13 protein-coding genes are annotated in these 11298 nt (G+C 48.9%); all 13 read right to left on the bottom strand.

Features of this window, described 5'->3' with window-relative positions; genetic code table 11:
* Nucleotides 1-171: 171 nt before the first annotated feature.
* Nucleotides 172-648 carry a flagellar export chaperone FlgN gene (gene flgN / locus ACR2PX_RS11370; protein ID WP_433999479.1) on the bottom strand — a complete coding sequence of 159 codons (477 nt, stop codon included), beginning with the start codon at nt 646-648 and terminating at the stop codon, nt 172-174.
* A 132-nt stretch (nt 649-780) separates the two neighbouring features.
* Nucleotides 781-1113 (bottom strand): flagellar biosynthesis anti-sigma factor FlgM, encoded by a 333-nt coding sequence (flgM, locus tag ACR2PX_RS11365; RefSeq protein WP_433999478.1) that lies wholly within the window; start codon nt 1111-1113, stop codon nt 781-783.
* A gap of 118 nt (nt 1114-1231) precedes the next feature.
* Entirely contained in the window at nt 1232-2383 is a 1152-nt protein-coding gene (gene flgL, locus ACR2PX_RS11360; RefSeq protein WP_433999477.1) for a flagellar hook-associated protein FlgL, read from the bottom strand.
* Nucleotides 2384-2419: 36 nt separating this feature from the next.
* Entirely contained in the window at nt 2420-4369 is a 1950-nt protein-coding gene (flgK, locus tag ACR2PX_RS11355) for a flagellar hook-associated protein FlgK (RefSeq protein ID WP_433999476.1), read from the bottom strand.
* 194 nt (nt 4370-4563) lie between these two features.
* Entirely contained in the window at nt 4564-4881 is a 318-nt protein-coding gene (locus tag ACR2PX_RS11350) for a rod-binding protein (RefSeq protein WP_433999475.1), read from the bottom strand.
* Between the two features lie 18 nt (nt 4882-4899).
* Nucleotides 4900-5982 carry a flagellar basal body P-ring protein FlgI gene (locus ACR2PX_RS11345; RefSeq protein ID WP_433999474.1) on the bottom strand — a complete coding sequence of 361 codons (1083 nt, stop codon included), beginning with the start codon at nt 5980-5982 and terminating at the stop codon, nt 4900-4902.
* A gap of 8 nt (nt 5983-5990) precedes the next feature.
* Entirely contained in the window at nt 5991-6743 is a 753-nt protein-coding gene (locus tag ACR2PX_RS11340) for a flagellar basal body L-ring protein FlgH (protein WP_433999473.1), read from the bottom strand.
* 2 nt (nt 6744-6745) lie between these two features.
* Complete coding sequence (gene flgG, locus ACR2PX_RS11335; RefSeq protein WP_433999472.1) at nt 6746-7531, bottom strand: flagellar basal-body rod protein FlgG; 786 nt, start codon at nt 7529-7531, stop codon at nt 6746-6748.
* A gap of 173 nt (nt 7532-7704) precedes the next feature.
* On the bottom strand, nt 7705-8445 hold the full coding sequence (locus ACR2PX_RS11330; protein ID WP_433999471.1) for a flagellar basal body rod protein FlgF: 741 nt from the start codon (nt 8443-8445) through the stop codon (nt 7705-7707).
* Nucleotides 8445-9683 (bottom strand): flagellar hook protein FlgE, encoded by a 1239-nt coding sequence (flgE, locus tag ACR2PX_RS11325; protein ID WP_433999470.1) that lies wholly within the window; start codon nt 9681-9683, stop codon nt 8445-8447. Before flgE ends, ACR2PX_RS11330 begins: the two co-directional genes overlap by 1 nt.
* Before the next feature lie 10 nt (nt 9684-9693).
* The gene (locus tag ACR2PX_RS11320; protein WP_433999469.1) at nt 9694-10344 is read right to left on the bottom strand and encodes a flagellar hook assembly protein FlgD; all 651 of its coding nucleotides are present in this window, start codon (nt 10342-10344) and stop codon (nt 9694-9696) included.
* A gap of 4 nt (nt 10345-10348) precedes the next feature.
* The gene (gene flgC / locus ACR2PX_RS11315; protein ID WP_433999468.1) at nt 10349-10774 is read right to left on the bottom strand and encodes a flagellar basal body rod protein FlgC; all 426 of its coding nucleotides are present in this window, start codon (nt 10772-10774) and stop codon (nt 10349-10351) included.
* A gap of 2 nt (nt 10775-10776) precedes the next feature.
* Nucleotides 10777-11160 carry a flagellar basal body rod protein FlgB gene (gene flgB / locus ACR2PX_RS11310; RefSeq protein WP_433999467.1) on the bottom strand — a complete coding sequence of 128 codons (384 nt, stop codon included), beginning with the start codon at nt 11158-11160 and terminating at the stop codon, nt 10777-10779.
* Nucleotides 11161-11298: the final 138 nt, after the last annotated feature.

Here is an 11298-nt window from a genome sequence, read left to right as displayed (position 1 = left end):
CATGGCAAGCTGGACATCAGAGCAAGGCGGAACGACGAGTAATAGCTAGCTATTGCGAGGAGTTCCAACGCAGGGCTGTTGTTCAGATTGCCAGCACAATAGCGTAGTTAGAATGTGCGATTGGTATAAGTTCAATCAATGCAGAGAAGAATGCCTGAAGGCTTGAAGCGTTCAGGCATTTAATCCCACCTGAGAACTTTTGACCGCCACAGGAATGCCTTCGGAGGAGTAGGTTGATAATCGATAGCAATGATCGTCGATCATACCAATCAAGCGCTGTGTAACCGTCCCCAAACGAGTCTGTACACGCCCGTTCAATTTGTTCAATTCCTGACAGTGACGAATACCTGATTCCAGTCTGGACCAACTGTCCAAACCGGTTTCTATTTCCTCTTCAGGCAACGTTGATAATAACTGCTTCATACCTGCCGTATCGTTGGAGAAACCCAGCTCATCGACCAGCTTTATTCTTAACTCGGTATTCTGCCGGATCTTGTTCAACAACCTGGACTGCTCCTTGATACTGAGCTCCAGTTTGGAAACATCTCGAGACAACAGTTGATAGTGTATCTGGCTGAGCAGATGCTCCAGCTCTATAAAGAAATGGCAGGCTTCACTGATGGTGTTGAGAACAAGGGCAGCACTCATAGGTCTTTTAACTCACTGTTTAGTGTGAAAAGTAGTTGTTTTCGCTCATGGCTGTTTTTCGCTCATTGCTGTTTTTCGCTCAAGGCTGTTTTTCGCTCAAGGCTGTTTATGATAAAAAATCAGGTACTGTCGCTACTGCTCTGGTTCGGAAGGATCCGGACTGTCCAGATCATGGTTGTGTAGCTCCAGCATTTTTTCCGCCAGCTTTTCCCTGTTTAGAGGCAATTTACCCTCCTTAATGGCCTGGCGAATCTCTTCTACCTTGATGACATCCACTTCCGGAGAGTCCATCAGTGCCTGCTGAAGATCATTCAGCAAAACGGCATCCGTACTCAACTCCAGTTGATCCAGATCGGTTGACTGCGTATTCCTGCTTTTGGTCGCAGCTTGAGTGCTTTTGGCTTTCTTTGCGCCCTTTACCTTACCAGAGCGGGAGCCACTGCCTACTCCGTTGATGTTCGACATGGATGGTTCCAAATGGAATCTTCATGACATAAAAATCGACTCTGAAGACGATTTCTTGACCCTGATCAGAATAACCATTGAGCCACCATGGCTGTTTATTGATGCGTTTCTGAAAAGCTCAACGGATGTAATTGAATAATGTCAGCCCCTGGATCATGGAATAGGATTGCTGACCGGCCTGAAGAACCACCTGTTGACGATTGAGGCGGCTGATAGCCTCGACATAGTCCAGGTCTTCAAGCTCCGACTTCAGGATATCGTTCATGAGCTTAAGATCTTCCAGACTGTCACTACTGTTATCCAAAGCATTCATTCGACCACCAATACTGGTTTGAACCTTACCCACTTTATCCATGGTGTTGTCGATGGCATGCAGCCAGCTGGCAAGCTCTGAAGGTCCTCCGGGGGCTTTAAGTGTGGCAGAAAGCTGTTCAAGCTCAGTAAAGGTATCTTCTGGAGTCAGTGAGATATTGAAGGCCCCTGCCGGCACTGCATCCAACTCCACAGTTGCCCCATTCAGAGTAATGGTTGATCCCGGAGTCCAGGGAGAAGTTGTATCTAGGGTGACATTGCCTGAATGATCGGTATAAGACACATCCAGATCGGTGCCGTTATAATCCAGAGTCACACTGGCATAGTGACCAAAGTTCTCCAGATTGGAAAGAGTGTAGCGATCCATATTGACGCTGCCGCTGTTAGTCGTACTGGCGAGACTGACATTGAAGAACAGATCGCGGGCAGTATCATTGGCGCTGACCGTGGTCGAGCTGTTGATATTGATCAGTCTCTGCTGATCATTCCCTCCATAGACATAACCGGGCCCAGAGCTTTGTATCGGCTTCGTTAAAGCATCGGTTCCTGAGAAAATATACTGGCCGTCGGCCTGCTGATAATTGGCCAGCCCTTTCAGTGCCTTGACCTGTTCATCCAACTCCAACGCGAGCGCAGTACGTTCGCCATCACCGTAGGTTGAATTACCCGCACTCACAACGATCTCGCGAACTCTCTGCAAAATGTTATTCATACTGTTGAGTGCAGTTTCTTCTTCTGACAGCCCGCGCTTCAGGGAGTTTATATTGCCCTTGTACTGATTGATTGCTGCCAGCTCCTGATCAATATGCAGAAGCTTAACCGCACTGATAGGATCATCTGAGGGTACCGACAACTTTTTGCCTGTACCCAGCTGATTCGACGTTACGGCCAATTGAGATGTGTTTCTCTGCATGTTTTGCAGCATCATATTGCTGAATTGCAGGCTACTGATTCTCATATCCTTTCATCCTTTACTGGCTCGCAGCTGTTTTCTTCAGAACATTCTCAGCAGAGCATCAAAGGTACTCTGAGCTATAGAAATCACTTTGGCATTGGCGCTGTATGCCTGTTGAAACCTCATAAGATCCACAGCTTCTTCGTCCAGGTTAACGCCACTGACAGCCCCTTTAGCCGCTTCAGCCTGCTGAAGCAGAGCCAGACTGGCAGAAGCTTCAGTTTTGGCTTGAGCAGTCAGAACGCCGACATACCCGACAATCTGTGTATAACTTTCAGACAGGCTCAGGTCACCCTGAAGAATATCCTTGTTCTGAAGCTCAAGTATCTTTTGCAGATTACCGTTATCTCCCGGACTGCCACTGTCAGAAAATGCCAGGCTTCTGGCACTCTCCATCACCACTTGCAGGTGAGCTGATCCTTCCTGTGTGGGTTGTAAAATAAAGCGGTCGCCAGCAGCCAGAGTGCCGTTATTCACCATAATCTTCAGACCATCAATCGTGATTCCGGTGTTCAGGTCTGTAGCATTTCCGACCCAGCTCTGGCCATCATTTTTGCGAATCAGGGTGTACTGATCGGGTGTCCCTGAGGTAATGCTCAAATCATAATCGCTGGTAGTGATCTGGCTGGTGTCACTGATTTCAACCAGCACCAGTCCAGAGCTACCTCCAGCTCTATTCAGTTCAACAGCGCGTGTTGCTGCAGGAGAGCCTGACAGGGGCAAAGATAAGCGATAACTGTCACCACTCTGCAAAGCGCCGTCATGGAGAGTAATTTCCAGCCCGTTAAATGAAAGGGTTCCACCCGATGCCAGGGTTGATCCGGCAGCAGGCACAGTAGTCACCACAGCATTGGATGCGTCATACACTGTAAAGGTGCCACCAGCCCCCACATCCAGCCGGTATTGCTGATCTTCAAGCAGACTGCTGTCAGCCACTGACATGCCCATAAGAGCATCACCAGACCCAGTGGTCTTCACGATACGATCTTTCTGAGACAACCAGTTAATGTCGTTGAACAGATAGTTGCCGGGTGTTCCTGAATTGCCGTCGAGATCCGTTCCCTGGGCCAGAGTTGTATTCATCTGATCACTCATCGCCAGAGCAACACGCCCCAGCTGATTCATGATATTCCCCAGTACGTCATTCTGATAACTCTGCAACCCGCCCATCAAACCACCCATGTTGTCGCCCAGCGACAGGGTCGAATTGGAGGTATTCAATAAAATTTCTGACTTTCTGGGATTGTTCGGGTTGGCCCGTACTTCCAGTTTGTTGGCCTGGTCACCTAACACCAATGGTTGACCGGATTGCAGGTAAATATTGACGGAACCATCTGGCTGTTCAAGAACGGTCACACCCACCAGTTCCGCCAGTTTGGTCACTGCCTGATCCCGCTCGTCCAGCAGACTGTTTGGCTGAGCATTGCCCGTTGCAGCACTCCGGATGCTGTCGTTCAATGCCGCGATACTGCTGGCCAGACTGTTCACCTGCTGGGCTGAAGTATCCATTTGTTTCAGTAATAACTGATTCTGCTTGTCGAGCTGTGCTGCAAGGTTGTTGAAGCGAGTCACCAGAGTCTGGGAAGTACTGATCACCTGTTGACGGGCCGACAAAGAGAGAGGTTCAGAAGAAGACGCATTGAGTGCATTGAAAAAGCTATTAATACCCTTAGCCAATGACGTACTTTCATTCCCCAGCAGCGTGTCCAGCTCGCTGAGGTACTCATTCATGATCTTTTTCTGACTGTTGATGGTCGTACTGTCCCATACCTGGCTGGTCAGGAAAGTATTGGCAATACGGGTAATATCACCTGCTACGACCCCAGCTCCCCGACTGATATAGCCTGGCAACGTAGTGGCCACAGGCAGCATTTGTACCCGCTGTCGACTGTACCCTTCGGTATTGGCGTTAGCCACGTTATTACTGGTGACATTAAGGGCGGCCTGAGAGGCGATAATGCCTGACTTGCCAATTTCCAGCAGGCTCATAAGACGACTCCTTGTTTTCTGGCCCTATTTTCTTGAAAAACATTTTGTCTGGCTCTCTTTACTTTTACCGTGAAAAACATTTTGCCCCATCGTTTTTCATGATGAGGGTGGCGCAAAACGTTTTTCTTTCGCTATGGGCATTTGAGGCTGAAACAAAATGTTTTCTATCGTTATAGGCATTCGTTCTCGTAGAGTTATCGACCTTGAGACCCACGGCTCAACTGCCTGATCATGACATCCGCTAATCCCAACCCACCATTGTCACTCAGGTCAGAAGCTAGCTGGGTGTCCATCATGGATTGAAATTGTTTTTCATTCTGACCACCCAGCAGGTTTTCATCACTGAAAGCCTCATTGGCCTCTCGCATTGTCTTCAGAAGCATATGCACAAAAACAGATTCAAAGGCTTCTGCCGCTTCTCTTATTGCTTCGGGTGTATCACCCTGACTTTTTATCTGGTTCAGCTTGCCCTGTTGCAACAAGGCATCCGATGACATCCCTGGAATATTCATACGCCCTCCAAATGGCATTTAAATAACGATCAACTCTGCCCTGAGTGCACCCGCTGCTTTCAGCGCCTGCAGAATCGACATAAGATCGGTAGGCGTAGCCCCCACACTATTAATAGCAGTCACGATCTCCTGCAAAGAAACACTGTCGGGCATAATGAAGGTCCGACCTTTCTGTTCTTCAATCTGCACGTCACTTTTATCGATTGCCGTGGTAGTGCCCTGGCCAAACGGATTGGGCTGGCTCACTTCGGTTGACTCCCGGACGGTCACCACCAGACTGCCATGACTGACGGCTGCGGGCAGTACACGAATATTCTGTCCCATCACAACGGTTCCGGTTCGTGAGTTAAAGATGACTCGTGCCGGTGGTGCTGATGGTTCAACCTGCATATCTTCCAGCATGGCCATATAGGTGACACGCTGATTCCTGTCTTTGGGGGCTTGCACCTCAACGGTTGAACCATTAACGGCACTGGCCACCTTGGGCCCAATGACCTTATTGATCGTGACGGCGATGGTCCGGGCTGTGGAAAAGCTTCTTTCACGCAAATTCAGAACAATAGGCCCGTGATTGAAACCGGAAGCAACGGTTCTTTCGACAATGGCTCCATTGGGAATAATGCCTGCGCTGGTACTGTTAATAGTCACTCTCGAACCACTGGCCCCACTGGCTGAAGCACCACCGACCAGAACATTCCCCTGGGCTATGGCATAGACCTCACCATCAATGCCCTTCAGAGAAGTCATCAATAAGGCTCCTCCCCTGATACTTTTAGCGTCTCCAATAGAAGACACTGTTACATTAATCTTCTGACCCGGACGGACAAAAGCAGGCAATTCAGCATGAACAGAAACTGCAGCAACATTATCCACAGAAGGCTCTTTGCTCAGAGTGATGCCAAACTCGCGCAACATGTTGACCAGTGATTGATTGGTAAATTCGGTACTGCCACTGTCCCCCGTTCCATCCAGTCCAACCACAAGCCCGTAGCCAATCAGCTGATTACTGCGCACGCCCTGAACATCAACAAGATCCAGCAAACGTTCTGCATGGACATTCCATGATGAAAGCAACAGGAGTATCAATAGAGTGCTTTTCATACACCCTCCTAGAATGGGAACCATGGGCTGTTGATAATCTTGGTACCCCAACCCGGCTCATGCACATCGGCATCACTGCCCACGCCAGAGTACGTAATTCGAGCCTGAGCTAACTTGGTAGAAGCCACTTCGTTATTGGTACTGATATCTTCTGGTCGCAGCATCCCGCTGACTCGCACAAATTCAGCTTCATTGTTCAGCTGTAACCACTTTTCACCCTGAACACGCAAAGCACCGTTTGGCAAAACCTGAACAACCTGAACGGCAATCTGACCTTCAGTCAGCTTGGAAGCTCTTTTCAGATTGGTGTTGCCATATGACTGTCGTGTGGGTGAGGCATTGAAAGCCAGGGATCGTCCTGATCCCAGAATACTGGCACCCGTTTTGCCAAAAATAGTGGGGTCATTGAAGGCTATGCTGCCGTTTTTATCGAGAGTGGTATTGGAGTCTTTCTTGATATCGAAGTTATCGCCGGCAATGTTGATGGTTAGAATATCCCCTACCCTGTAAGCCCTGCGGTCGGAGAATATCTGCACCGGATAGTTCGCCCGGTACAAGCTGCCGCTGATCCCCTCAGCTACCGGAGCCAGTTCAGGTATAGGTACCGGTACCACAGCAACCGGTTTAACAGCAGCAGGTTTAACCGGAGGAATACGCTCGTACTTTTGCTCTTTGTTAGGCAGACCCGTACAACCCTGCAAAAGCAACAGAGTGCCCAATGCCCATAGTGAAAGAGAAACCGTTTGCGCCAGTCTATTCATGATCAGAGTACCTGATTGGCATAGGACATCATTTCATCCGCTGCAGAGATAGCCTTGGAGTTCATCTCATAGGCCCGCTGTACAGATATCATGTTGACTAGCTCTTCTACGACACTGACGTTGGAAGATTCCAGCGTAAATTGTTTAACCTCTCCCAATCCTTCTGAGCCTGGCGCAGCTTCTACTTCTTCACCACTGGAAGCCGTCTGGACATAGAGATTGCCACCACGACTCGCAAGACCTGCCGGGTTAACAAAGGACACCAGATTAACCTGACCTATTTCTGTTGGGTCCACCTCTCCGGGCAAGGTCACCATGACAATGCCATCACGGCTTATTGTGAGATTTTGGGCTCCGTTGGGTACAGTAATTTCCGGCTCCAAAGGTAATCCTGCAGCCGTCACCATGGTGCCTTCAGTATTGAGATGGAATTGACCGTTACGGGTGTAAGCAGGAGAACCGTCCGGCATCAGGACTCTGAAAAAGCCATTGCCAACAATGGCCATATCCAGCGATTGATTGGTTGTTTGATAACTACCAGGAGTGAAGATTTTTTGAGTACCGGTAATTCTTACACCACTGCCCAGCTGAAGGCCCGAGGGCAACTCATTTTGCTGATCGGACAGTGCTCCCGGCTGGCGCTCGACATGATAGAAAAGATCTTCAAAACTGACCCTGTCACGCTTGAAACCAATGGTGCTGACGTTGGCCAGATTGTTTGAGATCACGGCCATCTGCTTATCCTGAGCACTCAGGCCGGTTTTACTGATCCATAGAGATGGGTTCATGGAAAATCCTTTTCCAGTTAGATTTTATACCCGTTACCCTTGAAAATGTGAGTAGGCGGCAAACGAGTGAAGCCCCATGAGCCTACACGTAGTAGGTGATTGGGGTGAACGAGTGCAGCCAACACCCTCACATTTTCAAGAGTGATGGGTATATTGATCGATAAGTCTACTGACTACTTCCCTCGCATCATTCGGTCACCGGCTGATGCCATTTCACTGGCGGTTTTCATGACCTTTACCTGCACCTCGAACTGTCGGCTCAAATGCATCATCTGAACCAGTTCCGAGACAGCACTGACATTACTGGCTTCGAGATAACCGGATTTGATCTGTACAGCCTCATCCACTTCAGCTTCTTCACCATTGAGGGTCCGGAACAAACCGTCTTCACTTTTACCGATCAGTCGGGACTCCGGATTGACCAGTTTGATTCTTCCTACTTCAACCGGTTGTGCGCCTTCACCACCGACTGGAATAATGGAAATACTGCCATCTATGCCAATATCCAATTGCTGATAGGGAGGAATATTAATAGGATCGCCCTCTCCCATCACAGGCAGTCCATGCTCAGTCAGCAGATTGCCATCGACGCTGACCTTCAAATGTCCTGCCCGGGTATAAGCTTCTTCTCCTGCCTCATCCTCTATAGCAATCCATCCGGAACCACTGATGGCTACATCCAGAACACGTCCAGTATGAGACAGGGTCCCGGGATTTAGACGACTACCGCCACCGGCGGTCGCCACCATATAGCGACTGTCATTTCCTTCACCAGCCATTTGTTTGGTGACGGCATAGCTAAAGTCCGACCGAAAGCCACCGGTATTAATATTTGCCAGATTGTTGGCATGGATGCGCTGGGCTGTCTGGGCATGTCTGGCACCACTCATGCCTATGTAGATAACCTTATCCATTAGATAATCTGCATCAGTGTCTGGGTGAGACTGCTGGAAGTTTCAATAGTTTTGGCATTGGCCTGATAATTTCTCTGGGCTTCAATTAACCTGACCAGCTCCCTGGAAAGATCCACGTTGGATTGCTCCAGCGCTGCCGACTGAAGATTACCCATAGAACCTTTGCCTGCAGCACCAAGCAATGGGCTACCCGAAGCAAAAGAGGCTGACCAGAGACTGTCACCGGAGGGGATGAGTCCATTGTCGTTTGGAAACGCTGCCAGAACAATCTGCCCCTGAACGGAACTTTGACCATTAGAATAAAGTGCTTTCAGCACCCCTTCCTTACTGACTTCCAGCCCTGTTAGTTGTCCGGGAGGGAAACCGTCCTGAGTCGCTTTGTTCACCGTAAAATCAGAACCCAGCTGGCTGAAAGACCCCAGATCAAGATTCATGGTCATATCAGCAACCCCCACCAAAGAAGCATTGGTAGCTTCGGGTATCCCAATGTTGAATGTTCCTCCGGACAACAACTGCCCACTGGAATCAAATGTGATGGTCTGGCTCCCGATAGGTGTACCGCCTGCATCATTGATGGTGGCATTATCGAACTGGAAGTTGGCTGTCCACTGATTGGGTGTAGCATCTTTTACAAAGTACATACTCAAGGTATGTGGGTTGCCCTGACTGTCATAAACATTGAAAGCCATGGTCGAGTTGTAACTGTTGGGATCAGAAGGGTTAAACGTACCCACAGACGGCACTGTATTTCTGGAATCCAGATTGGCAGCCCCCACAACATTGGTCGTTGCAGTAGCGGGAAGCTCGCTCTGAGCGATCTTAAGATCAGCCAGAGTACCAGGCAGAATATTACCCGTAGCATCAGCTGCATAACCCTGAAGGTTCAGTCCCTGGTTGTTCACTACATTTTTTTCAGCATCCAGTGCAAAATAGCCCGCCCGGGTAAAGGATTTCTCACCATTCTGATCAACGACAAAATAGCCGTTGCCCGTAATCATCATATCCAGACTGTTCTCAGTATTAATCCGGTCTCCCTGGGAAAACTGCTGGGCGGTATTCGCCAGTTGAACCCCGGTGCCTTTACTGGCACTGCCTCCCACTGAAGATGCGTAAAGATCGGCAAACTCAGTTCTGGAACCCTTAAAGCCTACTGTATTGGAGTTGGCAATGTTATTACTGATCACGTCCAGATCCTGTCTGGCTGCGTTCAGTCCACTCAATCCTATTCCAAATGACATATCTGTTCCCTCAGTTGCCTATTTTCCTGATTGACGACAATGGCAGATCGCCTATGCCCGCCAGAGATACGGTTGATTCCTCGCCATTGCCCGGTATTGTCACACTGTCTACTTTTGCAGCCAGACTGATGGACACGTTATAACGTTCACCATTTACCAGCGCAGTTGCTGTCAATGTATAGGTTCCGGTTTGCAGGGCATTGGTTGAGAAGTCAATGTTGCCAGCGGCAGAAGCTCCCAATTCAACCTGATCGACCAGCTGATTGCCGGCACCGTAAATATTCAGTGTCAGTGCTTCACTGTTGGCCAGTAGCTTCACCTCACCGGTGATTTTTCCATCGTCCTGAACCGACATCGAATTACTCTGAACCATCACATTTTCGCCGACCAGAGCCTTGGCATTGAGTGATTGTGATAACTGCAAAGAGTTGGTTAATCCTGAAATCTGTTTATTGATCGACTCCAGATTTTCAACACTGGTTATCTGGGCCAGCTGAGTTGTGAACTCGGAACTGTCCTGAGGATTGAGGGGATCCTGATTTTCTATCTGGGCCAGCAATAGCGTAAGAAACTGACTTTTATCCAGAGCATCGTTGCTTGCTGTACTCTGGGCTCCGTTAACGGCTGTCTGTTGCGACTGGCCTATTCCCTGTATAGACATGATCTCAAGCTCCCAGTGATAACATGCGCTGCTGTAACTGCTTGGCAGTCGTCATCACTTCCATGCTGGTTTGAAATGAGCGAGAAGCTGACAACATGTCAGCCATTTCTTCGATAACACTAATGCTTGGGTAGTAGACATACCCGGTATCGTCAGCCAGTGGATGTTCAGGCTCATACTGTCTGACAGCTTCTGAAGCCTGACGTATCACTGAGTCAACCTCTACCTTGGCAACAGGCGCAGTTCCTCCTCCTTCTGTAAGAACTTCGTCGTACACAGTTCTGAACACCGGCTTCAGAGCCTTGAATACTGCATCCGGAGAAGAAGCCGCTGTGCTGGCATTGGCGATATTACTGGCTACAGCATTCAGCCTGATACTTTGGGAAGTCAGTGAAGAGCTCACAATTCCATAGATATTTTCCAGTGACATGATCAGACCCTTCCGTTGATGGCCAACTCAAGGCCCTTTAGTTTTTTATTAAGGAAAGTCAGACTTGCCTGAAACTGAATCGAGTTCTGGGTAAATTCCCCTTGTTCAACATGCAGTTCGACCGTATTACCATCAGAAGACTTCTGAAAAGGAATTCTGTAGAGCAGGCTGGACTCGGAGCCGTCCGGGCCCAGCGGCATATGAAGATTGTCGGTATTGAGTTTGCCCGTTAATTCACCTTTCAGAACGTCATCAAACTGGATGTCCCGGGCAAGGAATTTTGGTGTATCTACGTTCGCAAGATTGCCTGCCAGAATCTGGGCTCTTGTCGAGCGAAACGCCATAGCCTGAGGATGAATCCCCAGGGCCTGTTCAAAGCTGATCATGGTTCAGTCCCTTGAGCCAATGATTTCCTGTCAGCAGTCAGTAACTGCTCCAGGAGTCCGCATCAAGAATATATAGCGAATAGCATGCCAACTTTTAGAATTCTGATTTTAAAGCCTTATTCTGTCGATTCTCTCTGG

The sequence above is a fragment of the Endozoicomonas sp. genome, from assembly GCF_051008435.1.
Lineage (GTDB): Bacteria > Pseudomonadota > Gammaproteobacteria > Pseudomonadales > Endozoicomonadaceae > Endozoicomonas_A.
The sequence above is the reverse complement of the archived record's forward strand: the minus strand, read 5'-3'. Positions and strand labels throughout refer to the sequence as shown.

Excerpts from the sequence above, each read along its gene's own strand:
- flgN (WP_433999479.1), bottom strand. The coding sequence starts at position 648 with ATGAGTGCTGCCCTTGTTCTCAACACCATCAGTGAAGCCTGCCATTTC.
- flgM (WP_433999478.1), bottom strand. The coding sequence starts at position 1,113 with ATGTCGAACATCAACGGAGTAGGCAGTGGCTCCCGCTCTGGTAAGGTA.
- flgL (WP_433999477.1), bottom strand. The coding sequence starts at position 2,383 with ATGAGAATCAGTAGCCTGCAATTCAGCAATATGATGCTGCAAAACATG.
- flgK (WP_433999476.1), bottom strand. The coding sequence starts at position 4,369 with ATGAGCCTGCTGGAAATTGGCAAGTCAGGCATTATCGCCTCTCAGGCC.
- ACR2PX_RS11350 (WP_433999475.1), bottom strand. The coding sequence starts at position 4,881 with ATGAATATTCCAGGGATGTCATCGGATGCCTTGTTGCAACAGGGCAAG.
- ACR2PX_RS11345 (WP_433999474.1), bottom strand. The coding sequence starts at position 5,982 with ATGAAAAGCACTCTATTGATACTCCTGTTGCTTTCATCATGGAATGTC.
- ACR2PX_RS11340 (WP_433999473.1), bottom strand. The coding sequence starts at position 6,743 with ATGAATAGACTGGCGCAAACGGTTTCTCTTTCACTATGGGCATTGGGC.
- flgG (WP_433999472.1), bottom strand. The coding sequence starts at position 7,531 with ATGAACCCATCTCTATGGATCAGTAAAACCGGCCTGAGTGCTCAGGAT.
- ACR2PX_RS11330 (WP_433999471.1), bottom strand. The coding sequence starts at position 8,445 with ATGGATAAGGTTATCTACATAGGCATGAGTGGTGCCAGACATGCCCAG.
- flgE (WP_433999470.1), bottom strand. The coding sequence starts at position 9,683 with ATGTCATTTGGAATAGGATTGAGTGGACTGAACGCAGCCAGACAGGAT.
- ACR2PX_RS11320 (WP_433999469.1), bottom strand. The coding sequence starts at position 10,344 with ATGTCTATACAGGGAATAGGCCAGTCGCAACAGACAGCCGTTAACGGA.
- flgC (WP_433999468.1), bottom strand. The coding sequence starts at position 10,774 with ATGTCACTGGAAAATATCTATGGAATTGTGAGCTCTTCACTGACTTCC.
- flgB (WP_433999467.1), bottom strand. The coding sequence starts at position 11,160 with ATGATCAGCTTTGAACAGGCCCTGGGGATTCATCCTCAGGCTATGGCG.